The 26323-nt window shown below is 64.2% G+C and carries 20 protein-coding genes and 1 pseudogene; 12 read left to right on the top strand and 9 right to left on the bottom strand.

All coding sequences use genetic code 11. The annotated features are described in order from the left end of the window. Window positions 1-300 precede the first annotated feature (300 nt). From GXW78_RS03690 to GXW78_RS03675, 4 genes are all read right to left on the bottom strand, one after another. Window positions 301-1089, bottom strand: a complete 789-nt coding sequence (locus GXW78_RS03690; RefSeq protein ID WP_211866135.1) for a transporter — start codon at window positions 1087-1089, stop codon at window positions 301-303. A 320-nt stretch (window positions 1090-1409) separates the two neighbouring features. Continuing rightward, window positions 1410-2849 (bottom strand): Hint domain-containing protein, encoded by a 1440-nt coding sequence (locus tag GXW78_RS03685; RefSeq protein ID WP_211866133.1) that lies wholly within the window; start codon window positions 2847-2849, stop codon window positions 1410-1412. Between the two features lie 172 nt (window positions 2850-3021). After that, complete coding sequence (locus GXW78_RS03680; RefSeq protein ID WP_211866131.1) at window positions 3022-4356, bottom strand: DUF1254 domain-containing protein; 1335 nt, start codon at window positions 4354-4356, stop codon at window positions 3022-3024. A gap of 225 nt (window positions 4357-4581) precedes the next feature. Then, a complete protein-coding gene (locus tag GXW78_RS03675) occupies window positions 4582-6606 on the bottom strand; it encodes an alkyl sulfatase dimerization domain-containing protein (protein ID WP_211866129.1) in 2025 nt (674 codons plus the stop codon). A gap of 350 nt (window positions 6607-6956) precedes the next feature. Between GXW78_RS03675 and GXW78_RS03670 the strand changes: the two genes are divergently transcribed. Beyond that, window positions 6957-7973: a LysR family transcriptional regulator gene (locus GXW78_RS03670; RefSeq protein ID WP_211866127.1), complete on the top strand. Its 1017-nt coding sequence runs from the start codon at window positions 6957-6959 to the stop codon at window positions 7971-7973. Between the two features lie 382 nt (window positions 7974-8355). Here the strand turns inward: GXW78_RS03670 and GXW78_RS03665 are convergent, their stop codons facing one another. Next, window positions 8356-8616: a hypothetical protein gene (locus tag GXW78_RS03665; protein ID WP_211866125.1), complete on the bottom strand. Its 261-nt coding sequence runs from the start codon at window positions 8614-8616 to the stop codon at window positions 8356-8358. Between the two features lie 469 nt (window positions 8617-9085). Then, window positions 9086-9349, bottom strand: a complete 264-nt coding sequence (locus GXW78_RS03660) for a DksA/TraR family C4-type zinc finger protein (RefSeq protein WP_211866123.1) — start codon at window positions 9347-9349, stop codon at window positions 9086-9088. A gap of 222 nt (window positions 9350-9571) precedes the next feature. On the opposite strand from GXW78_RS03660, the gene GXW78_RS03655 reads away from it, so the two are divergent. The 3 genes from GXW78_RS03655 (at window position 9572) to GXW78_RS03645 (ending at window position 16135) form a co-directional block, all read left to right on the top strand. After that, window positions 9572-9961 (top strand): nuclear transport factor 2 family protein, encoded by a 390-nt coding sequence (locus tag GXW78_RS03655; protein WP_211866121.1) that lies wholly within the window; start codon window positions 9572-9574, stop codon window positions 9959-9961. A gap of 626 nt (window positions 9962-10587) precedes the next feature. Further along, window positions 10588-13458 carry a TrlF family AAA-like ATPase gene (locus GXW78_RS28435; RefSeq protein WP_338147674.1) on the top strand — a complete coding sequence of 957 codons (2871 nt, stop codon included), beginning with the start codon at window positions 10588-10590 and terminating at the stop codon, window positions 13456-13458. A gap of 613 nt (window positions 13459-14071) precedes the next feature. After that, window positions 14072-16135, top strand: coding sequence for an AI-2E family transporter (locus GXW78_RS03645; RefSeq protein WP_246521830.1), 2064 nt, complete (start codon window positions 14072-14074; stop codon window positions 16133-16135). Here the strand turns inward: GXW78_RS03645 and GXW78_RS03640 are convergent. From GXW78_RS03640 to GXW78_RS03630, 3 genes are read right to left on the bottom strand one after another with little or no spacing between them, the layout of a single operon-like run. Continuing rightward, entirely contained in the window at window positions 16099-16494 is a 396-nt protein-coding gene (locus GXW78_RS03640; protein WP_211866119.1) for a hypothetical protein, read from the bottom strand. The genes GXW78_RS03645 and GXW78_RS03640 overlap by 37 nt on opposite strands. Next, on the bottom strand, window positions 16491-17813 hold the full coding sequence (locus tag GXW78_RS03635; protein WP_246521829.1) for a recombinase family protein: 1323 nt from the start codon (window positions 17811-17813) through the stop codon (window positions 16491-16493). Before GXW78_RS03635 ends, GXW78_RS03640 begins: the two co-directional genes overlap by 4 nt. 26 nt (window positions 17814-17839) lie before the next feature. Next, complete coding sequence (locus GXW78_RS03630) at window positions 17840-18352, bottom strand: DUF2924 domain-containing protein (RefSeq protein WP_211866117.1); 513 nt, start codon at window positions 18350-18352, stop codon at window positions 17840-17842. Window positions 18353-18565: 213 nt separating this feature from the next. Between GXW78_RS03630 and GXW78_RS28430 the strand changes: the two are divergent. From GXW78_RS28430 to terL, 8 genes and pseudogenes are all read left to right on the top strand, one after another. Then, a pseudogene (locus GXW78_RS28430) lies at window positions 18566-18829 on the top strand (GFA family protein); the annotation flags it as partial. A 12-nt stretch (window positions 18830-18841) separates the two neighbouring features. Beyond that, on the top strand, window positions 18842-18964 hold the full coding sequence (locus GXW78_RS28425; protein ID WP_338147680.1) for a GFA family protein: 123 nt from the start codon (window positions 18842-18844) through the stop codon (window positions 18962-18964). 240 nt (window positions 18965-19204) lie between these two features. Continuing rightward, window positions 19205-20044 carry a hypothetical protein gene (locus tag GXW78_RS03620; RefSeq protein ID WP_211866115.1) on the top strand — a complete coding sequence of 280 codons (840 nt, stop codon included), beginning with the start codon at window positions 19205-19207 and terminating at the stop codon, window positions 20042-20044. Window positions 20045-20140: 96 nt separating this feature from the next. Beyond that, a complete protein-coding gene (locus tag GXW78_RS03615; RefSeq protein WP_211866114.1) occupies window positions 20141-20323 on the top strand; it encodes a helix-turn-helix transcriptional regulator in 183 nt (60 codons plus the stop codon). A 212-nt stretch (window positions 20324-20535) separates the two neighbouring features. Continuing rightward, window positions 20536-22809 carry an AAA family ATPase gene (locus GXW78_RS03610; RefSeq protein WP_211866113.1) on the top strand — a complete coding sequence of 758 codons (2274 nt, stop codon included), beginning with the start codon at window positions 20536-20538 and terminating at the stop codon, window positions 22807-22809. A 409-nt stretch (window positions 22810-23218) separates the two neighbouring features. Next, window positions 23219-24481 (top strand): site-specific DNA-methyltransferase, encoded by a 1263-nt coding sequence (locus tag GXW78_RS03605; protein ID WP_211866111.1) that lies wholly within the window; start codon window positions 23219-23221, stop codon window positions 24479-24481. Continuing rightward, a complete protein-coding gene (locus tag GXW78_RS03600) occupies window positions 24478-24855 on the top strand; it encodes a hypothetical protein (protein WP_211866109.1) in 378 nt (125 codons plus the stop codon). Before GXW78_RS03605 ends, GXW78_RS03600 begins: the two co-directional genes overlap by 4 nt. Further along, window positions 24845-26305, top strand: a complete 1461-nt coding sequence (gene terL / locus GXW78_RS03595; protein ID WP_211866107.1) for a phage terminase large subunit — start codon at window positions 24845-24847, stop codon at window positions 26303-26305. The genes GXW78_RS03600 and terL overlap by 11 nt, the downstream gene beginning before the upstream one ends. Window positions 26306-26323 lie beyond the last annotated feature (18 nt).

Raw genomic sequence — 26323 nt, 5'->3', positions numbered from 1 at the left:
CTCTTCACGTTGCGGTATCTCGGGCGGCGGAATTCTGCCTAGTTTTCCGCCTCGCCGTTACTAGAAGCGGAACCAACATAATTGGGGAATGATATAGAACACCCGCGCTGCTCCCAGTCGGTCTACGGGAATCGCGGCTTCAAAAGCGCGCGACAATCGTTTCTCCGAACATTGGGACCGCCTCAGGAACCCCCTTGCTGAACGTGGCGAATGCCCAGCGGCACATCTGTCTTACAATTTGACCGAGTGCCGAGTTCCAATGGATGCTCCTGCCGGGGAGACATGTGAGCGAGCCGTGACCTACTTCGGGAAGACAAAGGTCAGGTTCAGGCGCAGACCCCAGTCAGGCCCGCCCTGCGGCCCCTCGGCGAAGTACCGAATGCCCGCGCCGACCTGCACCGCCTGGCCACCGATGTTCACAAGCTGGTTCACGCCGGCATTGATGGGCACACTCCATTGCCGGCGCGACCAGTCATAGGTTGTCTCGGTGTTCAGGAAGAGCGTGGTCTGGCTCGGAAAGACGTAATTGATGAATGGCTGCATGAAGGTAGCGTTGATCGCCTCCTGGCCATTCGGCGTGCCGCCCATGGACCAGATGTGGTTGACGAGCGCGCCATAGATCCATGGCCCCGACTGCCGCAGGAGTACGCCCGTCGGCCCCGCCCCCCACTGCCGCTGGCCAATGCCCTCGGTCGCAGTGGGATACAGCATGACCGGGCCGACGCCCCACGTGATTCCGTTCACCGGCTGGGACGGCGAGAAAAAGAACGACTGCACCGTGTCGCCAAGGCCCCAGCGATGATCCGGGTAGACCCGCTCGGAATACTGCAATGGGACGATGGTGCGCAGGATCAGGTTCCAGTCCGGCCCGAGCGTCAGCGGCACGACAGGCTGGAAATTCATTACGTAGCGAAATGCGTCGCCTGTCCCGCCCCCGAAGTCGAGGTTATTCTGGAACGGTACGCTGATCAGCGCAGCGACAGGATTGGCGAGCTGCGCCGCCAGGTCACTGTCGGCCTGCTGAGCACTGGCGTCCGGTATTGCCGCAGCCAGGATGAGCGCTGTGGAAGCGAGATGCCGCAGCGTCATCGCCGTCAAATCTCGGAACGAGGCGCGCTCACTCGTCGTGCAACGACGCCGCTTCCCATACTCACCCCGGCGGGCTGGTCCTGAGTACATTGGCAGTGTGTTCCCTTCAATCGATTTGCGACGCGGCGATGCAGGAGCAACACGGCGGAATATCCGTGGACCGATCGTCCCACTTTCATCGTCACTCATGGCGGCTGCGGCGACAGTTCGACACGAGCCCGCTCGCGCAGATGGCGATTTGAGCGGTAGATCGCACACCACGCCAACGTCCTGACGGGAGCAAGCTGCGCACAGCAGTTGGCACGAACAGGACACGCACGTCAGGACCACCGCCTGAGCCCACCCTCCCTGCCGTCCGCCGAGCCATCCAGCAGCACTAATTCCGCGTATCCCACGGCCGATGTCCCGATCGCAGCCGATGCTTCGCCGTCCGTCCCAATTCTATTCTGCCAAAGTAGTGATAGGCGTTGCCGGATTTGCTCAAGGCGGAAATCGCCTTCGGCAACCACCGGCGAGCAAGCACGCGCCACGTAGACACGTCCCGTGCGCCGTGCCGCGAAATCCGGATCAAGCAACACGAGAGCGGCATTCCCGAAGAACTGCCGATTGCCGTCGTCGAGATAGCTCTCGGCGTAAGCGCCTTCAGCCACGAGCACGTCGTGGGTGTCCAGTTCGACGTGCCAGTAGATGACGCTTGGCAGCCAGACCTCCTGCAGAATTGTCGTTCCATTCAGAAGCAGGCCAGCCGGCACAAGCGCGCCATCGATCAATAGCGCATGCTCCGGCGAAACACGCAGGTCCCGGTGCGGCACGCCCTCGCCGAGAGCACCGGCTAGGATGAGCACCGGCGCCGCACGATTCCTCGCGCGGTGACGTGATAGGTCAACTTTGATATGCCCGACCCAGCGGATCGGCCGCAGGGCTGGCGTGCGACCGGCCGTGAGCGCTAAATCGCCGACGCGCAGCGCCTCGATCGGGACCTCGCCACGCGCGGTCATGATCCGTGTGCCCTCGGCGAAACACACGACACTGTCACCGACGTCGTAGTTAAGCACGGTAACGACCGCATTCCCGACGTTGCCATTGCCGGTGAAGGTCGCGGTGCTACCGACCACCGAGAGTTCCCAGTCGTCATTCGCGGTGTCGGCGCCATCCCAGCCTTCGAGGTACAGTGTGTCGTGCCCAGCACCAAGATCGATCGTGTCGTCGCCGTCGCCCAGATTCCACGTAACGATATCGTTGCCGCTGCCGGCTTCGATGAGGTCGTTACCCTCGCCACCGTACAGGCTGTCGTGGGGGCCCGATCCCACAATCGTATCGTCGCCGGCGCCCCCATCCACCGTTGGCGCAAAGCCGTCTGCGTCGCCGGTAAGGGCGATGAAGTCGTTGCCTCCCCGCGACGCGATCGCGATTCCAGGCGCAACGCTGGTATCGAGCGCACCGGCGACCGTCACGAGGATAGTATCATCGCCGCCGTAACCGATCACCACAGCACCGTCCAGGCTATCGGTGAGCAGGCCGCTGTCCCCGCTGAAGATCCAATCGGTTCCCGCGCCACCTTCGATGGTGTCCGAGCCGATTCCGCCGTAGAGGTAGTCGTTACCGTCTTCTCCCCGCAGCGAATCATCGCCGCCGGCACCATGCATCGTGTCGTCGCCGCCTCCGCCACCTTCCGGACTTTCGCCAGCGGGAGTGCCATTGAAAACGTCATCGCCCGAAGTGGGGCCGGTGGTTGGAGTACTATTGTTGGACCAGGACATGCGGACGAATCTCCGTGAAGCGGATGTCGCAGTGCGCGCGGTCTGTGGAACTACGGTTTCCCAATATACGCATCGCCAGCCGAGGAAGAACTTCCTCCCGCCTCGCCGATCCACCAACGCGACCTGTCAAGGCCTCGGATGAAGAGGACCATGCACGCAGCATTGCTAGAACTCAGGAAGTGCGCCGCACAGGCGGTGGCGTCCAACGTCCGTCCAGGATCTCAGGCCCCGGCCAGTAGGCGCGCAGATAAAGCGAGAACTTGCCGCGCGGCGCCGGCAGCCAATTTGTCCGCTGCGCCGCGTCCTCGGGTGGCTCCCCGGAAACATGGATCGTAAGCGATCCATCTGGTCCGGTCTTGAGGTGATGATTCTTCGTGCCGAGCGAATAGCGGTTGAGGTCATTGCGCTCGAAGAAATGGGTCTCGCCATACATTGTGAGCGACCAGAAGCCCCGCACCGGCGGCAACTGCCCGGCGGGGAAGGTCACCGTGTAGCGGTGGCTGCCTTCTAACCGAGAGCCGTCCGACTCCAGGTCGATGGCGAAGTACCGCGTCTCAACAGCGACGTTGGAGAAAATGTTCGCCCTCGCGGCCGAGGCGCGGGTGAGATAATCGGTGCCCCACGCTGCGGCATTGACCATGGTGGTCCAGCCGTTGGCCACTGGAATGCCCTGGTTGCGCCAGTTGAACAGCGTTGAGATCAGGCCATCTTCGGTTTCCGCCGCCACCCGCTTCAGCACGGCCATCAGTTCCGGCTTCGCCTTAGCCGCATCGAGCAGGGCGCGCACTTGGCCATAGATGGCCTCCTCGCCCGGCAGGGGCGGGGCCTCCTCCAGCACCTTCGGCAGCGAATCAAAGAACGTCTCCGGGTCCACCCACTTCGTCTCGCCCGCACTGGCGCCAGCGGGGGCCGGAAAGCGCGGCACCGTGGTCCAGTCCCGGGTCTGCATCCGGCCGGTTGAGCGGCTGAGCGGATAGGCCATGATCTGGCGGATCAGCGGCTGCACGCGCTGACGATCCTCGGCGGTATCATCCTGGAAGACGCGCGGGGCGAAGGCGCCGACTGTGGTCGGGCTGCGGAAGACGGCGTTGATGCCGGGCGGCGTCGCGCCTTGCCAGTTGGGCCCGACGAGCATGTAGAGGCCTGGCCGCGTGCCGTACATCGAACCGAGTTGCGCGAAGCCATCCGTGCGCTGGTCGGCGGCCTGGTAGACCCAGAAGCGATCCCCGAAATCCGGCACCTGCACGACCACTGGCTCGCGGTCCAGCGACAGCAGGCCGAAGCCGTAGACGACGTCCTGGTTGGGCGTCGCCACGATGCGCTCCATCGGATCGACGTAGTCGGTCAACATGCAGATCTCATTGACCGGTGCGGCGGGGGCCACGCCGTCCAACAGGCCTGGTTCGGGCACCTGGTCGAATCTGTTGCGTCGATTGTGCATGTTCACCATCGGCCACGCCCAAACATAGGCGAACTGACCAATCACGCGCGCATAGGCTTCCGGCATAGTGGTGCCAGCTACCGGGCCTCGTGGTGGCTGAGCGCTGCTGGGTGCGGGCGCTCCGGCAGGCGACGTCTGGGCATGCGCCACGCCCGCAGAGATGGGCAATACAGCCGCCGTGGCCGTGCCGGCAGCAAGGCGGGAAAGATTTCTTCGATCAAGGGTCATTTCGTGGATCCTTCTTCAGCGTATTCGCCGCAGGAACGGTGTGGTCTTGCTGATCGATTGCCTTCATTTGATCGGCACACCGGGTGGCAGCAGGAGGTTCACGTCATTGGGGGCAATGACTTCGAACAGCCCAAGGAACCGAGATGCGACCTCGATACTGCCCCCTACTTCCACACCGTCACTCAGTCGGCCGGTGGCAACGGTTTGCAAGATAGCGGCCTTGTTGCCGCGGATCGTCACGGTGGCGCCTGCCAATTCGCCTTCGCTGAATGCCGCAATCTGATTGCGCACATGGAAGCCAGACTTCTCGCCAGTATCGGCAATGATGAACTGGACCGAGAGGTTCTGACCTTTGGCCCGCTCCGCATTCAGCCGTACGCTCATGGTGCTGAGGATCTTGTTGGTAGGCAGCACTCGTACGATGGCAGGATCCGTAAAGTTCCACGGCTTGGAGCGGTCGAGTGTCCCATCAAGTTCCATCGCGCCGGCGATCCCATACATCCGCCAGTAGATGTTGGTCTGCGCGTATCCCCAGTTCCGCAGCGCCTCGGCCTTGAGGCGCCGCGCCTCCATGTCGCGAGGTTCCGCACGGGTCAGGTGCGTTAGCACTTCAGCGGCCCAGCCGTAATTCCTGGCTGCAATCGCGCTCCTGCCTTCCTCCAGAACCTTGTCGCGGCCACCCATGACACGGACGTATTGCCGCGCTGTCTCCATGAAGTCGGGCTTGGCGAGATCGGTCGCATCGCCCTGCCACCACCCGAGGTATCCATCGTAAATGTTTCGAACCGAGTGGGCGACGGCACCGTAGTATTCCTGCAGCCAGGGATCGCTGGCATAGGGCTCGGGCAGCACGACCATGTCGGCAAGTTGGTCACGCTTGTATCCGAGGTTGATGAGGTAGATGGACTGGTCGTGGACATACTGAATCGCATCCCGGTAGTTCTGGATGCGCTCGACAATGAACTCGTTCCCTTTCCAGGCACGCATGTGGGAGCCCGAGTAGGTGTCTGACTTCCTTGCATATTCGAGCGTTGTCTCCACCCCCTTCATCCACTGCTGGACGTCGCGGTAGCTCGTTCCACGCAAGGTGTAGAGGTTCGGGAAGGTCTCGCCCTGGATGGTCTCGGAGCCGTGGACGTGGCGGAACTGCGGGAAATAGATATCGATCTCGTCGTCGCCAGCGTCGCCATAGGCGGGGAAGATTTCCAACTCGATGCCGGCAATGGTGGTTTTCAACGGCTGGTTTGCGGGCACCAGGTCGGTAGGGAGAAAGAAAGAAATCGGGCCGGCCCCAAAGGCAGGACCCAGTCCGAAGTGCACCGGCCCCTGTGGGCCGGGAGCGACGTAGCCCCCAGCGTAGGCCGTGCGCTGGGTCAGAATGTTGCCCACCACACCAACGTCACTGACCAGATTATCGATGAAATTCGTGGACGCGATCACCTTGACCTTGCCGGCGTCGATATCCGCCTGCGTGACGCCGAAGCCCGCTGCGCCGAAGGCATGGTCGATGTGTCGGTGCGTGTAGACTATGACGACCACGGGTAGCGCGCCGGCCTCGGGGCGCAGCCTCTTAAACGCATCAAACGAAGCCTTGGCACTGTCATCGTCCGAACCCGGGTCGACGACGATCAATCCTTGATCGCCAACCACGATAAGCGTCGAGGCCGCCTGAAAGCCGGAGACAAGGTAGATCTTGTCCTTCACCGGCTCCTGAATCTTCTTGGTCATCATCCGCGCGAATGCAGTCTGCGCCGGGTGCACGGTGGGGGCTTCGTCGGTGTAGGCGAGGTTGTCGCTTTCCCACGCGATTGGTGCCAGATGATCCAGCACTGCGCGGCTCTCGAACGCAGCAGGATTGGTGCTTCGTACGGGGCTGTTGAGCGGACCAAGTGCTGCCGCCGCGCCGGTGCGACCTGTATGTGGGGACGGAGTTTGCGCTAAGCCTTGCGACGGCGCCGCCACCATTGCGCCGAAGGCAGATGTTGCGATGGCCGCCGAGGCGCTCAACAGCACCTTGCGTCGACCAGTCTTTGAATCCTGCCTTTGCTCAGAGGGAGGCGCTTCCGCGAGTTCGTCACGAGATGTCATGGAAAGGCTCCCTTCTGGCACGACCGAGCCACGCCGGCCGCACCTACGGCTGCTGCGAGGCCTGTCGCGATGCCGGCCAGCACTCGGCGGTAAAATGCGGTCTCAAGCCCGGCCATAGTTCACTCCTCTTCTCGATAGCCATTCGCGGATCACGGGCGATGGCGAGACGTTCACCTTGTTCGTCCAACTTCGAAGAAGCACTGCGGCGTGCGCGGCAGCGGGTTGCTCAGACCAGAAAGCAGCTTACGAGTTTCGCCATCCAACTGTTCCGAACCGCTCCGCATCAGAATGCAGCCATCGGTTGATTTTCGAACTATACGTTCTAGGCATAATTTGAATACGGAATGGCTATGCTCGAGATCAGAGATTTACGCCTCATTGCTGACCTGGCGGCCCATGGCAGCATCGTGCGCGTCGCGCGGATGCAAGGTGTCACGCAGCCGACGCTTTCGCGCAACCTCGCCGCTATCGAATCACGGCTGGGTGCCCCGCTGTTCGACAGGAAGCGTCGTGGTCTCTGGCCGACGGATATCTGCCGCGCGATTCTCGCGAGCAGCACGGACATCCTGACGCGCCTGGCATCCCTGAATTCCACGATCGCCGAATTGCGGGGAGGGCAGGACAGTGCCCTGAGGGTCGCAGCTGCGCCCTATCCACTTGAGACAGTCTTAGTGCAGGCGGCGGCGGAGTTCACGGCGCAGCATCCAGAGACGCAACTCCAGATCGTCGCGTGCACGCCGATCGAGGCGCAGCGAATGCTGCACGAACGGCGCGTGGATCTCGCAATTGCCGACATCTCGGAACTCGACACGCCAGAGGCATTTGTCGCCACGCCATTGCTCCGGCACCCCATCTTGTTCTTCGCTCGTCCCGGGCACCCGCTTCTCACCCTGAAGCGCCGACCCGAGCTGGGTGAGATCCTTGCCCACCCGGTAATCGCTCCGAGCTACCTGACGACCCGCATATCGCTACCAGTGGCAAAGGCCCGGGAGGAGGCTCGGCGCGTTGGCGGCCACGCGGCGTTTCCGGCGGTTGTCCTTGAGCCCGTCGCGACTGCATTGGCCATGGCGATGCATGCCGATCTTCTGGCCGCAGCTACGGTGCCTCCTGCCGTCAAAGCCGTTGAAGCTGGCCATCTGCGGGCGGTGGCGTGGTTTGAACCCTGGTTTACTGTGAACTTCGGGATACTTGCTCTGCGCGGTAGGCGACAGTCCGCGGTCAGCCAAGCCTTGGTCCGGCTGCTTACGCAGGCCGACGAAGCGCTGTTCGACGAGTCCATCGAGCTTCAACCTAACGTGCTGGCCACCGCAGTGAAAAAGCCCGCGACCATCGGGAGGAGGCTTAATCCTGCGGTCGAGAAGCGATGAGCGCGCAGCACCTGTGGGCGTGCGGTGATGAAGCGCGCGCATATGTGACGCGATGGGAGCGAAGCCTCGGTGACCTGGCGCTGCGGCGTGCTGCGCCAGAGAATTTCAGTTCCCAGTTCCCACCGCTGCTCCAATCTTCTCTCTCACAACCTGTCTCTCTTGCACGGCGCATCGCGCTGAGGTGCAGGTTTGGCCGCGGTTTGCGGGCGAACCTTGATGGTTCAGCGGCGCAATCAGCGACAGATTCGCGCGGGAGAGAGCGGAGAGTCTCCGAACCTTGAGGGTAGGCCGATTTTACCCTCAAGCTTAAACCATTGAATTCTGATATTGTTTTTCCGCAGCTGTTCCCGAAGTTCAGTAATGCCATCGCTCCAGCAATCGTTCATTGCTGCGAATCGCTGATCGACCCCCAAGCTTCTCTGCGGCGCCCAAGTGCCGCCTTAGCCAGCCTTACTGGAAGTCCATGGAAGACAAGGATCGCGTCTTCGCCAACTTCAAGGACGATCGGACTGACGCTCCAGACCGGCGCGAAGTGCTGACCATCCCGCGACGCGTCGGCGAGCCCGGTCGCAGGACTGTCGAAGTCGTCCGGCTTCGAACCGGCGGCGCTGTCCGCGAACGGTCTCAGCGCATCGATCCGCATGTTCGAGCGGCGTCTTGGGAGGGAGGCTTTCCAACCAAGGCGCCCCTTGCCGTTCCCGCAGTTCTAGAGGTCGCTCCCGCAGCCGAGCGCCCAGTGCCTCCCACCGCGCATGTGATGCCCGCGTGGGAGCGTGCGGTAGTGCCCGCAGATCCAGAGCCAGTTGAAGCCTTGGTCGCGCCACCGAGGCGCGGTCGGGCACGGCCGAGGAATGTCCTGGTATCCGGGCCTGCGGGCGCCGAAGCCGGGACGGCTGGCCCTGATGCGCCCAACACCCCGCCGCACCCGATCGCTGGTCAACCGAGCGGGGCCGTGGCTAGGGCGACGGCCCGACGCGTCGCCGATCCGTTTGACGCCTCCGACGACGGCGCGAACTGCATGCGCTGCGGCTACGCGATTGAGACAGGTAGAGAGAAGCGCGGAATGGTGACCTGCGCGAAGTGTGGCTGAGGTCGCTCGGCCGTAGTCGCCGCTACTTGAGCTGGCTGTCCTTGCTGCCCCGGCGGTTGATCCCGAACGACACGGGACGCCGGTCGCGCTCAGTCTGACAAGGGACGCAAGTCCTGACGCCGCGCACGGCACGTCGGCGAGCCTCTGGAATCTCGTCGCCGCACTCGGCACAGTGGAAAGGGCTCTCGCCTGCAGGCATTGCCGCCCGCGCGCGGAGCACGCCATCCTTCACCGTGTCGTCGATCTGGGACTGCACAGCCCCGTCTGGAGCCCAGCCGGTTGCCATCGTCAACTCCGAGTTGCTCTCTCTCGAACAGTAGTTGGCCTCGCCCGCGCATCAACCAATATCGCGCCGCACCGTCCTTAATCATCATCTTCAACGCGCCGACGAGTGATACGGAGCCGCAGGGCGTACACGCCCTTGTAATGGCGTGAGGGACAAGCCCGCCGGCAACCATAGTAACCTCCATACGCTTCTCCGAGCAGCGAAGTTGCACAGGAGGATCGAATGGCTAGCTCCAGCAAGGCTGCGAAGGACGAAATCGTCCAACTAGAGACGGATTACTGGGAAGCGATGAAGGCGAAAGACGGGAAGCGAACTGCGAGCCTGTCGGGCACAAACAGCCTCGTGACCGGCGCGCGCGGCGTCGTGAGCATACCTCGGTCCAAGATGGGGAAAATGACCGAGGACGGGCACTGGACCCTGGAAGACTACGAGTTTGCGGATGTGCATGTTGTGCAGCCTGCTGAGAACGTCGCGATCATCGCATATTCCGTTCGGCAGACCGTGACGATGGACGGCAAACGGCAAGAATTAAAGGCCGCGGATAGCTCCACCTGGGTGCGCGATGCCGATGGGTGGCACTGCCACGCGCACAGCGAGACATTTCTAAAGTAGCAGGCGCGGGAGAACCGCGTCATCCGTCAGTTGAGGCATCCGACGATGGCGCGGACTGCATCCGCATCGGATCTGCGATCGAGGCAGCGCGGGACAAGCGTGAGCTGAGGTCGTGTCTCGCCTGCAGCTAGGGCGGAGGGGCCGGAACGTCTCATGCTGGCCGACAAGCGACCGTCCGTTTGCAGGGAGCTTGCGCGGAAGGCAGACATTCCAACCACCTTGACGCTGTGGGATCGAGATGGTCCCACTCCGATCATGGTGAGCATCAGCGAAATGCTCGGCCAGTGCTCTCACCGGCAGCGTGGACCGGCTGCACTCGGCTCATTAATGCAAGACAGCTTGGCATTTGAGGAGCCGCCCGAGAGCAACTGCGCTACGTAGACTTGGCTCAGAGTTTGCGCCCTCGATCCTGCCCCATGACGAACGTAGCAGACAAGGACCTGATGCGGCGCAATTATGGGTAGATACTTAATACGGCTTGTGCGAATCCGGGGCCGCGGGGAGTGGAAGGCGGACACACATGCCCAAGGCTGGCGGCCGGCATAGCGGTGACAAGCCCGTGCCCAGGGTCGAGAGCAGGACGCTGTTTGGTCTGCGTGCCGGGAAAATGAATACGGGGGGCGGCAATGGCAATTGAAGTTGGACTTCATCCGGGCGCCACCTGGCGACGGGCGGACTTCCAGTGCCACACCCCTCGTGATCGAAAGTGGTATGGAGCGGAGCTTCCCAGGTGCGCTCCAGGACGCGAAGCGGCCAGGCAAGTCTGGGCGTCCACCTTCGTCACGGCAGCGCTGGACAAAGGGCTCTCAATCGTCGCCGTGACCGACCACCACGACGTCGCCTTCCTGCCCTATGTGCTGGAAGCTTCCCGGGATGCCGAGGGCGTTCCGCGCCTCCTGGTCCTACCCGGGATAGAGATCACTTGTTCCGACTCGGTACAATGTCTAGCGATTTTTGATCCAACCACGACGACGGCCGAGTGGGCGCGCCTCCTACATAACTTGCGGAACGTTGTGCCTGCGGGCGACAAAGAGCCGCATACCTCTCAAACGGAGCATTGCGGGCTGACGCTTACAGAGCTCTTCGATGCGGTGGAGGTGGACACCGTTCTGCGTGATTGCGTGCTTCTGATCCCCCACTTCGGTCGGGAGACCGACCATAAGACCCTGAACTCCCCCGGGCATGCGCCGAGGGCGAAGGAACTCCCCTTCGACGGCGTGTACATCGAATGCCAATACTCCGAGCTGGACGTTGTTACCGTTGCCAAGATCCAAGGCCGCATAGAGGAGTGGGGAACCCGTAGGCGCGCCATCTTGGCCACGGGAGACAACCGGTTCGGAGACTGGCGCCGACTTGGTCTTCACGAGTGCTGGATCAAGCTTGGTGAGAACTCGGTAGAGGCGATCCGGCAAGCGTTTCTCGCCGATGAGGCGCGGATCGCTTACGGCCCGCCCGAGCGTCCGACCGAGCGGGTCGTCGAGATCGAGGTCAAGTCGAAGCTGACCGGCGACGTACCTGTGCGGATCAGCTTCAACGATGGCTACACGGCGCTCATCGGCGGGCGTGGTTCGGGTAAAAGCTCGATCCTCGAATATCTTCGTTTCGGGCTTGGGCGCGCTGAGCGCGACTTTATTGGTGAGGATGCGCCCGGGCGCCGGCCCCGCGACCGCGAGGTGAAGCTGATTGAGGACACGCTGAAGGGCGGCTGGGTCAAGGTGGTGCTCGAACGCGACACCGTCCTCGAGACCTGGACGCGGCACGGCGACAATCCCGAAGACATCAGTGTCGAGCAGGATGGGCGTGACCCGGAGCCTCTCAACATCCTGGCGGCCCGGGAGCGCTTCCGAGCGCGGGCGTTCCACCAGAAGGAGCTCTCGACGACGATGGTGGATCCAGTCGTGGCGGCGGACAACATCACCGGGATCGCCGCGGCCGAAGTGATCGAGGAGAAGCGACGTAACGAGCTCGGCATTGCGAATTCGAAGCGGTCGGTGACCACTGCACTCCAGGATGCCGCGGCCCACTGGCAGGCGGAGCTCGAACACCTACAAGCTCAGAGCAAGGTGGAGGATCTGCGGCTCCGCCGTGCCGCGCTCACGGAGCGGATGAGCCAGGGGGGTGTGACGCCGGAAGACGTCAAGACCCTGGCAGAGGCCCCGAAGTGGGACCGTGCGGTGAACTTCATCGACGCGGTGGAGCGGCAGGTCGCGGCGGATCGGGAGCGAGTGAAGTCACTTGTTGAGACGGCGCTTGGCGTCGAGGCCGGGCGTTTCGCCGAGGCCATGGAGTTTGCACATGTCCAAGAGCTGGCCGAGAAGGTAGCGGAGGCCCGTACGGCAGTTGGAGCGGCTCTGGAGCCGGTGCTGGACCTTCTCGGTCGACTGGATTCCGCGCGGTCAGAAATGAAAAGGAAGTTCGGTCTCGAACACGAAAGCTTCCTCGTGCTCTACGAACAAGCCAAGGCAAGGCAGGCCGACCATCGAGCCCTTATTGTCGAGAACGAGAAGCTCGGCACCCAGCTGCAGGTCGCCTCGGTCGAACAGGACAGGGCCGCTGCTGCCTATGCAGCGACCCTCCCCGCGTTGAATCGGTTCGCCACTGCCCGTGGAGAGCTCGTCCGCCTCGTCGGCGAACGCCATGCGCTGCTCAAGCGGGCGTCCGACCAGGTCGTGGAGAAATCAGGCGGCGTCCTCAAGGCGCGCCCCAAGCGCGACAGGAAACCTATCGACTGCGTGCAAGCACTCTGCGGCTTGCTCGAAGGGAGTCATTTCCGGAACCCCGAGGTCCATTGCGACGAATGGGTGGGCAAGGCCTATGAGGACGGGGCCATCGGTTGGACAGCGGTCTGCGACACGCTTGTCTCGATCTACAAGGGCAAGATCCTGGCCGGCAGCCCGGTCGAGCCCGGCGCAGAGGCCTCTGCCACGATCAAGGACGCCTTCTTCGGTGGGCGGGTAGAAATGACGCCTAACCAGATTAACCGGGCCTACGCGAAGCTCAGCGACCAGACGCTCGGTTTGGTTCTCGCGGCCACCCCGAAGGACACGATCAACCTGACATATGTCAGCAACGGTCAAGACATCCGCTTCGAGGAGGCTTCGCCGGGCCAACAAGCGTCGGCTCTTCTCAGGCTCCTTCTCCGACAGGAAGCAGGCACGCTGATCGTCGACCAGCCCGAGGATGACCTCGACAATCGAGTCATGATGGAGATTGTCGAGTTGATCCGGATATCGAAATCAAACCGGCAGCTGATCTTCGCCACCCACAACCCCAATCTGGTTGTGAACGGGGATGCGGACAAGGTCATAACCATGACCGCGACCGTGCCGGAAGATCGGGCCGGTTCGGATGTGCCGAAGGTTCGCGTCGAGGTCGACGGAGCCATAGAAACGCCGAGCATCAGGCAGGTGATCACACACATCATGGAAGGGGGCGCGAAGGCGTTCCAACTCCGGGCGCGCAAATATGGGCGCGAGACTATCATGGTCGGTTCGTGAAAGCGGAGGGTTGGTTGACCACTACTGGCGAAAGGTAGCCGCCCTCGGTGAGATCTGGACGGCGCTGGCCTGCGCGCATAGCGTTCGACATGTCCAGTTTCGGTAAACGCCAAGATCGGCCGACGTTACTGAGTTGGGCGCAAAGCTGACGAACGGCCGTCGGCGCTATGATACGAAAGCCTCTCGCTGATATTCCCAGATCTCGGGAAATGGTCGAAGCAGTTCCGGTAGTACCGCTTCAAGCCCAGCTCTTCCCTCCGTAAGTTCCCCCACTACGGCAGGCGCCAGCAGTGTGAGCCGCACCGGCGAGCCGACATACCCCCGTTCGATCCGCTCAGCCACCGCCATCTCGCTGATCGACGCGTACCGCCCCTCGTCGAGCAGTCGCTGATACCGGAACGCCTGCGCCCGCCCTAGTGCCGACGCTGGGTCAGCCGAGTCGAATGCTAACGTTCCCCGACCTGCCAATGCACAGGCATCGCCGCCGTTGTCCTCCCCCGCTCGCGCCACTTCTTCTGTGCGCGCCTGCAATGAGATCACCACAAGGCGCGCGAGTGATTGAAACGACGAACCGCCAACAGCGTTCCTGTTTTGGCCTCCAGTCCTCCCGACGATGTTCGTCGACGCAGACATCGCCGAGCGCCACATTTGGAAGGCACCCAACATGGCGGATAATACACCTCGTTCCCCGCAGCCCCCCGTCTCTGCCCGCGCGATCGGTTTTCCGTCACACTCTATCGCTGCGGCCGAAGTCCCCGGCGTCCGCGCCCTGCTCGCGGTAGTCGTGAGCATTGCCATCGTCGCCGCTCTGTATGTGGGAAGAGAGGTGCTGATCCCAATTACCCTCGCGGTGCTGCTATCTTTCATTTTGGCGCCGGTCACTGACCTGCTGCGGCGTCTGTACCTTGGACGCGTCCTGTCGGTCCTACTCGCGGCGCTGCTCGCGCTCGGGGCCGTAGCGATCGTGGGCGCTCTGATCGCCACACAGCTCGCGGGGCTGGCCGCCGACGCACCACGATACGTGTCGACGGTGGAGCGAAAGCTTGAGGTGGTGCAGGAGGCCACTGTCGGCCGGCTATCCGCTGTGCTGAACGATGTGGGTCGCCGGTTTGGTGGGGCTGACAGCGCGGCCACGCGAGAACGCCGCACCAGCCCGCCCACCACGGCGGAGGAGACGCCGCCCATCCAGGTTGAGGTTCGCCAGCCTGACGCTACACCTATTGAGATCGCCCGGCAGGTGTTGACGCCCGCAGTGCACCCACTGACCACAGCAGGCATCGTCTTCGTCGTCGCTATCTTCATTCTGCTGCAGCGGACGGATTTGCGTGACCGCTTAATCCGCTTGGTCGGCTCAACGGACCTGCACCGCACGACTGTTGCGTTGGACGAAGCTGCCCGGCGCCTTAGCCGCTTCTTCCTTGCCCAATTCGCAATGAATACCGCCTATGGGACGGCGACCTGGGCGGTGCTTTCCTTTATCGGCGTTCCCGGCGCCCTGCTGTGGGGCATCCTCGCGGGGCTGATGCGATTCGTACCCTACGTCGGTAGCATAATTGCCGCCGCGCCGCCGATCCTAATGGCTGCCGCCGTCGACCCAGCTTGGACCATGGCGCTCTCGACAGCGCTCTTCTTTCTTGTTGGCGAGGGCACGATGGGGCAGATCGTGGAACCAGTCGCCTTCGGAAAAAGTAGCGGTATCACACCTGTATCGGTGATTGTCGCGGCTATCTTCTGGAGTTGGATCTGGGGCCCAATTGGCCTAATCCTCTCCATGCCTCTCACTCTCTGCCTCGTCGTACTCGGGCGGCATGTCGAGCGCCTGGAATTCCTCGATGTGCTGCTTGGCGACCAGCCTGCGCTGACGCCGGCCGAGAGCTTTTATCAGCGCATGCTATCCGGCGACGCCGACGAGGCGTTGGATCAAGCGGAACTGTTCCTGAAGGATCACCTGCTCATTACTTATTACGACGACGTGTTGCTGAAAGGCCTACAATTCGCCGCCCGCGATGCCGCACGAGGCACACTGCCATCTCCACAGCTAGCAGCTGTTATCACATCGGCTCACAACGTCATCGCAGACCTCGCCAGCCATACCGAGGCACAGCCGGAACCGCCCTCGGACGCTGCAGCGCCGGTGACACATTCGATGACCGAACAGTCCGTCCCGAACGCCTCAATCCCGAGCGTGCCGGAAAGCCCGCCCCCGGCTTGGCGGGCACCGCGCTCGGTGCTTTGCATCGGCGGCCGCGGCACCCTCGACGAGGTCGCCGCAGAAATGCTCGCCCAGCTACTCCGTCGGAGTGGACTTGGTGCGGAGACTCTGCCCAACACGGCCGTTTCCCGCGAAGAAGTGGCAAGGCTCGACGGGACAGGTGTGGCGATGGTTTGCGTTTCCTACTTCGAGGCTAGTGGCAGCCCAGCGCATTTGCGCTACCTGCTCCGCCGGCTACGCCAGCGCCTAGCGCCAGACACACCGATCCTGGTAGGCGGTTGGCCCGCCCGAGAGGCTGCGCTGAGCGATCCACAAGTCCGGACGTCGATCGGCGCCGACCACTATGTCGGCTCTCTGCACGAGGCCGTGCTAGCATGCCTTGATACCATGTCTCGCGCATCGCAGGGGTCCAGCTCACGAGGCGAGCATCAACCGGTCGACCCGACGCGGAGCGCATCCCGCTGATCTGTCCAGCACTCCGGAAACGCCCCCAGCAGAAACGGCAGATTTGCGCCTTCGGGCGCCCGCGCATCAATCATTGTCTGAATAATGTCTGGAGCAAGCAGCGTCAGCCGTAGCAGGGTCCCCAAGTATCCCCGCTCGACCCGCTCCGCCTCGGCCATCTCAGTGATCGAGGCATATCGACCGTCGTCGAGCAGCCGCTGATACCGGAACGCCCTGGCCAGCGCTTTCACCAGCGCCGGATCGGTGCGCGTTAGTACGGCGCCGCCCTCTCCGCCAATGGGAATCACAACTGTCTTCCGCCCCGGTCGCCGCCGGATCTTCAGCGGCACTCGGACCGTGATGCTGGTTGCGGCCGTCACGCCGCGGCATCCAGTACTGCGGGCGCGATGGCGCCGAGGTCTCTGACCAGCCCGGCCAGCCCCTCGACGCGCAGCCGGATGTCGGCGCCGGCAGGACCGACCACCACCCGCTCTACTAGAGCCCGCACGATCCGTGCTTGCTCCGCCGGAAAGAGTTCATCCCACAACGGGTCGAGGCGATGCAGCGCGTCCCGAACCTCACGTTCCGTCAAGTCGGGCGCTTCACGCCGCGCCGCGAGCCAGGTGCCGACCACGATCTCCGGCTGCCACAGCAGGGCGCGAACCTGGCTCATGACTGCGGCCTCGATCTGCGCTGCCGCGATCCGGCGGACGATGCTGCCGTCGTCGTCGGCATCACCCTTCATCACCCGCTGCGCCACGTAGTAGCGATACAGCCTACCGCGTTTCCTGGTGTGTGTCGGCGACAATGCCCTGCCGTCGATGCCGTACAAGATACCCTTGAGCAGCGCCGGGCTCTGCTGCCGGTTCTGCGCGGCACGGGTCCGCGGACTGACCTGCAGGATGGCATGAACCTCTTCCCACAGTTCCCGCGGCACGATCGCCTGGTGCTCGCCAGGATAGACCTGCCCCTTGTGCGCTACCTCGCCGACATAGGTCCGATTGTTCAGCAGCTTGTAGACGTCGCCCTTGTCCAGCGGCCGCCCTGCCTTGCTGGTGGCGTCCTCCGCCCGGAGGCGGGCCACCGTCTCGATGCCCGATCCAGTCTCGGCGAAGATCTCGAACACCCTGCGCACCCGCGGGGCCTCGGCCTCGTTGATCACCAGTTTCCTGGCTACGACATCGTAGCCGAGCGGCACCCTGCCCCCCATCCACATGCCGCGGGCGCGCGATGCGGCAAACTTGTCCCGAATGCGCTCCCCGATGACCTCGCGCTCGAACTGGGCAAAGCTGAGCAGGATGTTCAGCGTCAGCCGACCCATGCTGGTCGTGGTGTTGAACGACTGCGTGACGGAGACGAAGGTCACGCCATGCGCCTCCATCCGATCCATGAGCTTCACGAAGTCAGTCAGGGATCGCGACAGCCTGTCCAATTTGTAGGTGACGACGACATCCACCGAGCCGCGCTCGATGTCCGCCAGCAGCCGCTTCAGCGCAGGGCGCTCCAGCGTGCCGCCTGAGAACCCGCCATCGTCGTAGCGATCCTTGACCAGGGTCCAGCCTTCCGCCCGCTGGCTGGCGACATACGCCTCGCAGGCGTCGCGTTGCGCATCCAGGGTATTGAACTCCTTATCCAACCCCTCGTCAGTCGATTTCCGGGTATAGACCGCGCAGCGTAGCTTCTTCGTGGTCGCCGGCATGACCCCGCCTTCGGGCGCCTTCCGCCTCATGCGCCACCGCCCGGCTGCCGCAGCCCAAAGAACGCCCAGCCGTTCCACCGCGTCCCGGTGATATGCCGCGCAATGGCGGAGAGCGACCGATACGGCCGCCCCTCATACTCAAAGTCATCGGCCCGCACGGTGACGACGTGCTGGACGCCGTCATGCTCCCGCAGCAGCCGCGTCCCGGGCAACGGGCGGCTGTCGGCCCGGATCCGTCGAAGCACGATGTTCCCGCCATCCAGCTGTTCGCCGAGCGCCTCCAGCCGCGCCCGCGTCTCCGGCTTCAGGCCGCCATAGGCCAGTTCCTGCACCCGGTAGGCCAGGCGGCTCGTGATATAGCTGCGGCTGAACGGCGGCGGCTCCTTGGCGTAGAGGCGGCGCCATTCATCCTTCAACTCCGCGATGGGCGCGGTCCGGATCCAGGCAAGCCGGCCCAGGACCTGGTCCTTTGGGACGGCGGGGATGGTGCTGCGGGCGACGGGCTCAATGGCGTCGGAACTGCAGGTTCGGCGGGTCATGCGGAAGTCCTCTCCAAGGGGACCACATGCACGCTCTGGTGGCCGGGATAGTGTAGCGAACTCTCTCCGTGGGCCCCGAGGTCGCGGTCGATGTTGTGGACAGTGCGGCTTTGTGGCCGCAGCCTTGGCAAACAGGGGGTGATCGCGGAAACCGCTGCCCGGTGGGCACGCTGATGGGAAACCTGATCACCAATCCATTGGGAGACGCCCGACATGCTCAAAGGCGGATGCTTCTGCGGATACGTCCGGTACGAGGCCGGCGGCACGCCCTTCCATTCGACGGTCTGCCACTGCTCGATGTGCCGACGGGTGGCCGGCGCGCCGATGGTCGCATGGTTCAGCGTCCCTCGCGCCGAGTACCGGGTCGTGGCCGGCGAGCCGACCAGGTTCGCCTCGAGCCCGCAGGCGTTCAGGACCTTCTGTCCCAGGTGCGGCACGCCGCTGACATTCGAATCGGCGTACTCGCCGGATGAGATCGACATCACGACGGTGAGCCTCGATGACCCGGAGACGATGCCGCCGGCCGACCATACGCGGACCGCGACCCAGCTGAGTTGGGTTCACCTCGACGACGGGCTACCGACCTATCCCGAGTTACGGCCGGAGGACTGAACACCAGGGCGGTGTCACCGTCGTCCACCTCCGTCCCACGGTCGCTGCTGCGCAGCCGCAGCCGCAGCCGCAGCAGGCCGCGGGCGAGGATGTCGCAGACCTCCCGCAGGTGGGGCGGGAGGTTGGAGCTATGGGGCGCGCGGGCCATCATGCGGGCCGCACCGCGCACGCGGGTCGATTGGTGCTGACCCGCCTCATCGCTGACGCCCGCGGCGGCCCGGAGACGAAAGAACTTAACCTATGAGCGGAAACCAGATCTCCCTTCCTCTCCGCGAAGCGCTCCTTCAATGGTGCTTCCCGGAACGGGTGGAGGATGTGCAGGAGTTTGAGGTCTACTTTCTCTCTCAGGAGCTCGCGACGTTCGGTTGGCCGAACCTTGGGGGCGCCTCGAATCGAGGTCAGCCGGTTCCGCTCGAGCATATTTCTCGGGAGGAAGCCCAAACGCACCTCGACAACGCCTGGCGGGCCCTCCTGCTGAACTTTCGTCAGTTGCTCGAGCGGCGCAGAATTTATCTCTGGGGCGTCCAGAGCCGCCCCACCCGCGGACAGGAACCCGTCCACATAGCCGGCCACTGGGCGGCGGATTTCAACTTCGACGTCCTGGCGAACACGATAGAGATGGGCGACCAACGCTTCGTCAGTGTGAGAGCGACGGACGTTCTTCCCCCTACCTCCGATGCCCCGGTGTTGGTCGCGGCGACTCAAGCTGCGCCTACTCCAAATCCATTCACCGTCGGTATTGATGGACGAATTGTTCTGGCGACGGCCGACGTCGGCCTGCTTTCGTGCGAGGTGATAGCGGCACTGCTTGAGGAGCACGCACGGCGAGTAGTGGAAGAGCACGGGATCAAGCTGCTGGGCAGCGGCGTAGTTAGCCTCGCCCCGTTGGTACGGCGGAAATTTGAGCATCGCGTCGCCAATGGCGAAACGATGGACCGAGTCGGACACGAGGCCCAATGGCTCTCGGACTGGGCCAGAGAGGTTGCCCCGTCGTATCATCGGATCAGCCAGAGCACGGTGGAATCTGCCATTCGGGTCAGATACGCGGAGCTAAAGCCCCGATCCAACAGTCAGATCTGATTCGATTCTGACCTTTCACAAGCCCGATCTGACCGTTGGATCGGGCTTCGGTCGCGCTCCACCCTTGAAGCCGTCACCGCTTCGAGGAGCCCCGAGATGGCCGTGCGCCACCTTCAGCAAAAAGATCTCGCCGAACGCTGGCGGGTTTCCTTGCGCACTCTCGAGCGTTGGCGATGGCTCGGCATCGGGCCCGCCTACATCAAGATCGGCAGCCGCGTCGTCTACAGGTTGGAGGACATCGAGGCCTATGAGGCCGAGCAGCTGCGGGGTAGGGCGTAAATGGATGCCGCGAGCGCCGCCGCGATGTCCGACCCGGACCGGAATCCCAACTTTCGTCGTCGTTGGAACGACGATGTCGAGAGTGGAGCATCGCCCGCGTCTCGCGTTGCTGCAATCGGCACGTTGGGCGTCGCGCTAGAAGAGGAGATGCAGCGTCGCCGGCGCGCCGAGCAAGCCCAAGCGGTCGGCAGCAGCAAGGGCGAGCCGCCGCGATGAACGCCACCCCGCCCCGCGCGGCGGATCGCGATCAGATCGCGCGCTTTGTCGATGTGTTGTTCCGCTATGCGGAGGATGGCAGCTATGTCTCGCTCCGCGCCTTCTACGACGATGCAAACCAGGTCTTTGACATCAGGGCACACAGGCTCACGGCCGACCGTTCTAGCCTGATCGATGACGCCTGCAATCTCGTGACCAGGGCGGCACAGAGCAGCCGGCCCGTGGTGTTCGCTCCGCCTATCGCCACGCTCTCCAATGATCGCGGGGCTACGGAAGCGGATCTTCACAATGGGCTCTGCCTCAGCGTTGAGTGCGACAGCCAGCCCGACGTGGCGAGGCAGCGCCTGGAACATCTGCTCGGACCTGCCACCGTCGTCGTTGCCAGCGGTGGAGATTGGCCGGACCCGACTACCGGTGAGCTTCAGCCGAAGGTCCATCTTCATTGGCGTCTGACGGAACCGACCTCGGACCCCGCCAGCCACGCACAACTGAAGCGCTGCCGCGCGATGGCGAAGGACCTGGTGGGCGGCGATGCCACTAGCAATCCCATGGTGCACCCGATGCGCTGGCCGGGTTCGTGGCACAGGAAGTCATCGCCGCGGCTCTGCCGCATCGTCACCGAGGCCGAAAACGAACTCGATCTCGCCGATGCCGAGCAGCGGCTCCGCGAGGCCTGGGACATCTTCAACGCGTCTCGGCCACAGTCTCAGGGGGGGCAGGAGGAGGAACCGAAGAAGGGCGAGGCACGGGATAGTCGGGAACTCGTCAGGGCGATCACGACGGGGTCCGACTATCATGCGCCGATCGCCGCCCTGGCGATGCGGTATCTCAAGGGCGGCATGACCGACGCGCAGGTGGTGCTGACGCTGCAGGGTCTCATGCTCGCCGTGCCCGAGGCGGTTCGCGACGTCAAGGATGGCGTCGTGCATCCCCTGCGGTGGCTGTCGCGCTACAACGACATCCCGCGCGCCGTCAGCACTGCCCGGGCTGAGATCGAGGCGGACAAGGCGAAGGCAGCATCGGACGACATGTTCGGCTCCGCGCGGATCGGCGGGTTCCGTTTGGATGCCATGACCGCCGGAGCGCCTCCGGTTCAGGAGTTCCTGCTGGCGCCGCTGATGCCGCTTGGGAAGGTGGGGCTCATCTTTGGCGCAGGGGGCATTGGGAAGTCGCTCGTCGCGCTCGCCCTCTGCCTACTCGTGGCAATCCGCGGACGGTTCGGCGAGGTGGCCCTCGGCGGATTCTCGATCCTGGGGGGCCAGGTGCCGTTGGAGGCGGCGGGCGCGAGCGTCTTCCTGACACTGGAGGACGATACGGCAGAGATCCACCGCCGCGTCGCCGCCCTTGACCCGCAAGGACAACGCGAGGACGCGCCGTGTTTCGTCATACCCGCCGTCGACGTCTTGAGCCTCGACCCAGCGCTTGTCGTGCCGGACGGACGGGCGGCTAAGCTGACTGCGCTGGCCACCGATGGTCTGGACCGCCTGTTGTGCAACATCGAGCAGTTGTCGGGTCGGGAGGTCCGACTTCTGGTGTTGGATCCGGCCGGTGACTTCATGAATGCCGATGAGAACGACGCCACCTTCGTAAAGGTGCTGATGCGCCATCTGCGCGCTGTCGCTGCGCGCCATGGCTGCACCATCATCCTCGTTGGTCATGTCGCAAAGGGAATCGACGTGGACAATCCGACGATGCGTGGCAGCAGCGCCTGGATCGCCAACAGCAGGTTTGCTTATGCTCTATGGGCGCCCGCACCCGCTGAGGCTGAGCGGCTGGCGAAGCAGATCCAAGAGCCTGCCGAAGGCTTGGTCTGTGGCAAGCTGGTCAAGGCGAACCACGCGGGGGCCCCTATCGGCATCGCCAAACTCTTCCTGCGGCAGAAGCACACTGGTCACTTGGTCGACGTGAGCAATCGAACGCGGCAAGGAGCGGTAGACAACCAGGAGCTGTTGAAGCTGCTGGTCGACGCATGCGCGGAAAGTGCCGCAGCCGCGATGCCCTACTCGTATAGCGGCGTAGCAGGATTGTGGACGCACCGTGCCGATCTGCCGGAAGCGCTATCCTCGCTGACAAAGCGCCGCCTGGAGGAACTTGGGACCCTTGCGCTGGAAAGCGGCGCTCTCGTCAAAGCCCGAACGACGTGGAGCCAGGGTGCCCCCAAATACCTTGACGTGCCCGACGGTCCGCTTGCGAAGGGGGTCGGGGAAGAGATGTTTCAGGGTTCGCGCGCCGAGGCGATCGCGCAGTATCGGGCCCGGAAAGCCGGTTGATGCAGTCTCCTGGCGTTCCCGCTTCCCGCTTCCCGCTTCCCGCTGGGAATCGCTGATGCTGGGAATCGCTGTAGCCCAGCTCTTTCGCGGCTTTGGAGACATTCCCAGGCAATCGCTTCCCACGAGGCTGGGAACGCCAAAAAATGGCGGTTTTCTGCGACATTCCCGGATTCCCAAGATCTCCCCCTACGGGGGGAACCAGATCTGGGAATCTGGTTCACCCGGGTCCGCGATGAGGCGGTTGCCTCGTCCAGGCAGTGGGGACGGGTGAAAAGCAGAAAAATGCGCCAATCGCAGTCCAGCGTAGCGCCGCGCAATTGCGGTCGATTGTGCCGAGAACTTCCGATCCAGTATCTAATGGAGGTCGCGGCGATGGCCCGACGCCACTCCCATGACGGAGGGTTTCGAGATGCCTGTATCCGCCCCGCAGCCTGCAGACTTCCCCGCCTACAAAAGGGTCAGAACAGCAGACCTAATCCCCTACGCTCGGAACGCCCGCGCGCATTCTGACGACCAGGTCGCGCAGATCGCCGCGTCCATCCGCGAGTTCGGCTTCACCAACCCGGTGCTGACCGACGGGGCCAACGGCATCATCGCCGGCCACGGCCGCGTGCTGGCGGCGCGCAAGCTGGGTCTCGCCGAGGTGCCGGTGATCGAGCTGGCCCATCTCACCGCCGCCCAGCGTCGCGCCTATGTGCTGGCCGACAACAAGCTGGCGCTGAACGCTGGCTGGGACGAGGACCTGCTCCGTCTGGAACTCGCCGAGCTGCAGGACCTGGGCTTCGACCTCCAGCTAACGGGCTTCGACGCCGACGAAATCGCCGGGTTCCTCGCCGAGCCGACCACGGGCCTGACCGACCCCGATGACATCCCGCCGCTGCCCGAGATGCCGGTGACGCAGCCTGGCGACGTCTGGTTACTGGGTCGGCACCGCCTGACCTGCGGGGATTGCACCGATGCTGCCGTGGTGGCGACGGCACTGGGCGGCGTGCGGCCCCACCTGATGGTCACCGATCCGCCGTACGGCGTGGAGTATGACCCCGACTGGCGGAACCGCGCCGGCCTCAGCGCCACCCGCCGCACCGGCAAGGTCGAGAACGACCACCGTGCCGACTGGCGGGAAGCCTGGGCGCTGTTCCCCGGCGACGTGGCCTATGTCTGGCACGGCGCCCTGCACGCCACCACCGTGGCAGAGAGCCTCACTGCCTGCGGCTTCGACATCCGCGCGCAGATCATCTGGGCGAAGGATCGGCTGGTCCTCGGCCGCGGGCACTATCACTGGCAACATGAACCGGCATGGTATGCCGTGCGCGGCCAGAGCCATTGGTCGGGCGACCGCAAGCAGACAACCCTCTGGCAGATCGCCGGCCGAAGTGAGGACGCTCAGACCATCCACGGTACCCAGAAGCCCGTCGAATGCATGCGGCGGCCGATCGAGAACAACTCCTCCCTCGGCCAGGCGGTGTACGAGCCGTTCTCAGGATCCGGCACCACCATCATCGCGGCGGAGATGACGGGTAGGACCTGCCACGCCATCGAACTCTGCTCGGCCTATGTCGACGTCGCGGTGGCGCGGTGGGAGGCGTTCACGGGCCAGCAGGCGGTGCTGGAGGGCGGTGGGTCCAGCTTCGCGGCTATGGCGGCCCAGCGCGGCACCGAGGCCACCCCATGACCCAGGGTCTCCCCTACGTTCCCACCGACGACCAGCGCCGGACCGTCCGGGCCATGGCCGGCTTCGGGATCCCGCAAACCGACATCGCGACCTACCTGCGCGTGGACGCCAAGACCCTGCGCAAGCACTTCCGCGACGAGCTGGACCTCGGCTCGATCGAGGCCACCAGTAAGGTCGCGCAGTCCCTGTTCCGCATGGCCACCGAGGGCCAGAACGTCGCCGCCGCCATTTTCTGGATGAAGGCCCGGGCCGGCTGGCGCGAAAAGCACGAGCTGGTGCTGACGGCCAAGGAGCCCGGCGAGATGACCGACGAGGAGTTGATGGAGGAGATCGCGCGGGCGCGGACGGCGCGGCTCACGATCGATGGCGAATGACGCCGCCTGGGAGCTTGGCCAGCGGCGCAGCATCCGCCGCGAGTTTGGCCTGTGGTGCGAACACGCCCTCGCGCCGCAGGGCCTGGTCCCCGCCGCCCACCACCGCCTGTTGATCCGCGAACTGCAGGCCGTGGCCGACGGCGTGCATGACCGGCTCATGGTGTTCATGCCGCCGGGATCGGCGAAGAGCACCTACACCTCCGACCTGTTCCCCGCCTGGTTCCTCGCCCAGGGCCGCGACCGTCGGGTCATTGCCACCAGCAACACCGCCGACCTGGCAGGCACCTTCTCCCGCCGGGTGCGGGGCCGCATCCGCAGCCATGGCCCGATGCTCGGCTACCGGCTGGAGCGCGAGGCGGAGGACCTCTGGACCACCAGCAATGGAGGGGAATACCGCGCAGCGGGGATCGGCGGGGTCATCACGGGCCTACGGGCCGACCTGGCTCTGATCGACGACCCGGTGAAATCCCGCGAGGAAGCCGATAGCGAGGCGCGCCGGGCTCGCGTGTGGGAATGGTTCCAGGACGACCTCCGCACGCGCCTGCGGCCCGGTGCAGCCATCGTGGTTGTCCAGACCCGCTGGCATCAGGACGACCTCTCCGGAAGGCTGCTGGAGGCGCAGGGGGACCAGTGGCGGGTGGTGTCGCTACCGGCCGAGGCGGAGGTGGACGATCCACTGGGGCGTGCGCCCGGCGAGATGCTGTGGGGGGATGATGGTTACGGCTACGCCGCGTCACTCCACCGCGTGAAGGCCGAGGCCAGCACCCGCAGCTGGTCGGCACTGTATATGCAGCGCCCGGTGCCGGACACCGGCGACTACTTCCAGGCCGAATGGCTGCGCCACGTCGACGTCCTGCCGGATCGGACCACGATGCGCATCTATGGCGGTTCGGACTATGCCGTCACCGCCGATGGAGGCGATTTCACCGTGCACGCGGTGGTGGGGATGGATCCGGCAGGTCAGCTTTGGCTGCTGGACCTGTGGCGAGGGCAGACCGCGGCGGATGCGTGGATCGAGGCGTTCTGTGATTTGGTGACGCGGTGGCGGCCGATTGGCTGGGCCGAGGAAACGGGTCAAATCCGAGCCGGCATTGGGCCGTTCTTGCAGCGGCGCATGCGGGAGCGCCAAGCCTATGTGGCTCGCCACGCTTTCCCGACGCGTGGGGACAAGGCGGTGAGGGCGCAATCAATCCGCGGCCGTATGGCATTGGAGGGGCTGCACCTGCCGCGGCATGCGCCGTGGCGGCAGGCCTTGGAGGCGGAGCTGGTGACCTTCCCGGCGGGGAAGCACGACGATCAGGTGGATGCGCTGGGGCTGATCGGGCAGTTGCTCGACCAGATGGTCACGGGTCCTGCGGCGAGGCCAGAGCCAGCGCCGCCGAAGGACAGCTGGGCAAGGCTTTTCGACCGCCTGAACGACGGTGACGTGGAGGGCTGGAAGGTCGCCTGACAGCATCAATGCATCGCA

Origin of the sequence: Neoroseomonas terrae (assembly GCF_018129025.1) — a bacterium.
GTDB classification, from domain to species: Bacteria; Pseudomonadota; Alphaproteobacteria; order Acetobacterales; family Acetobacteraceae; genus Neoroseomonas; species Neoroseomonas terrae.
Note: the sequence above shows the minus strand (reverse complement) of the source record. Positions and strands in the feature narration are given on the sequence as shown.

Bases quoted from the DNA above. Each gene is read 5' to 3' on its own strand.
- GXW78_RS03685 (WP_211866133.1), bottom strand. From the start codon at position 2,849: ATGTCCTGGTCCAACAATAGTACTCCAACCACCGGCCCCACTTCGGGC.
- GXW78_RS03635 (WP_246521829.1), bottom strand. From the start codon at position 17,813: ATGCCGGCGACCACGAAGAAGCTACGCTGCGCGGTCTATACCCGGAAA.
- GXW78_RS03660 (WP_211866123.1), bottom strand. From the start codon at position 9,349: ATGGCAACCGGCTGGGCTCCAGACGGGGCTGTGCAGTCCCAGATCGAC.
- GXW78_RS03690 (WP_211866135.1), bottom strand. From the start codon at position 1,089: ATGACGCTGCGGCATCTCGCTTCCACAGCGCTCATCCTGGCTGCGGCA.
- GXW78_RS03675 (WP_211866129.1), bottom strand. From the start codon at position 6,606: ATGACATCTCGTGACGAACTCGCGGAAGCGCCTCCCTCTGAGCAAAGG.
- GXW78_RS28435 (WP_338147674.1), top strand. From the start codon at position 10,588: ATGGCAATTGAAGTTGGACTTCATCCGGGCGCCACCTGGCGACGGGCG.
- GXW78_RS03655 (WP_211866121.1), top strand. From the start codon at position 9,572: ATGGCTAGCTCCAGCAAGGCTGCGAAGGACGAAATCGTCCAACTAGAG.
- GXW78_RS03620 (WP_211866115.1), top strand. From the start codon at position 19,205: ATGAGCGGAAACCAGATCTCCCTTCCTCTCCGCGAAGCGCTCCTTCAA.
- GXW78_RS03680 (WP_211866131.1), bottom strand. From the start codon at position 4,356: ATGCCGGAAGCCTATGCGCGCGTGATTGGTCAGTTCGCCTATGTTTGG.
- GXW78_RS03605 (WP_211866111.1), top strand. From the start codon at position 23,219: ATGCCTGTATCCGCCCCGCAGCCTGCAGACTTCCCCGCCTACAAAAGG.
- GXW78_RS03600 (WP_211866109.1), top strand. From the start codon at position 24,478: ATGACCCAGGGTCTCCCCTACGTTCCCACCGACGACCAGCGCCGGACC.
- GXW78_RS03665 (WP_211866125.1), bottom strand. From the start codon at position 8,616: ATGCGGATCGATGCGCTGAGACCGTTCGCGGACAGCGCCGCCGGTTCG.
- GXW78_RS03615 (WP_211866114.1), top strand. From the start codon at position 20,141: ATGGCCGTGCGCCACCTTCAGCAAAAAGATCTCGCCGAACGCTGGCGG.
- GXW78_RS03670 (WP_211866127.1), top strand. From the start codon at position 6,957: ATGCTCGAGATCAGAGATTTACGCCTCATTGCTGACCTGGCGGCCCAT.
- GXW78_RS03645 (WP_246521830.1), top strand. From the start codon at position 14,072: ATGTTCGTCGACGCAGACATCGCCGAGCGCCACATTTGGAAGGCACCC.
- terL (WP_211866107.1), top strand. From the start codon at position 24,845: ATGGCGAATGACGCCGCCTGGGAGCTTGGCCAGCGGCGCAGCATCCGC.
- GXW78_RS03630 (WP_211866117.1), bottom strand. From the start codon at position 18,352: ATGACCCGCCGAACCTGCAGTTCCGACGCCATTGAGCCCGTCGCCCGC.
- GXW78_RS03610 (WP_211866113.1), top strand. From the start codon at position 20,536: ATGAACGCCACCCCGCCCCGCGCGGCGGATCGCGATCAGATCGCGCGC.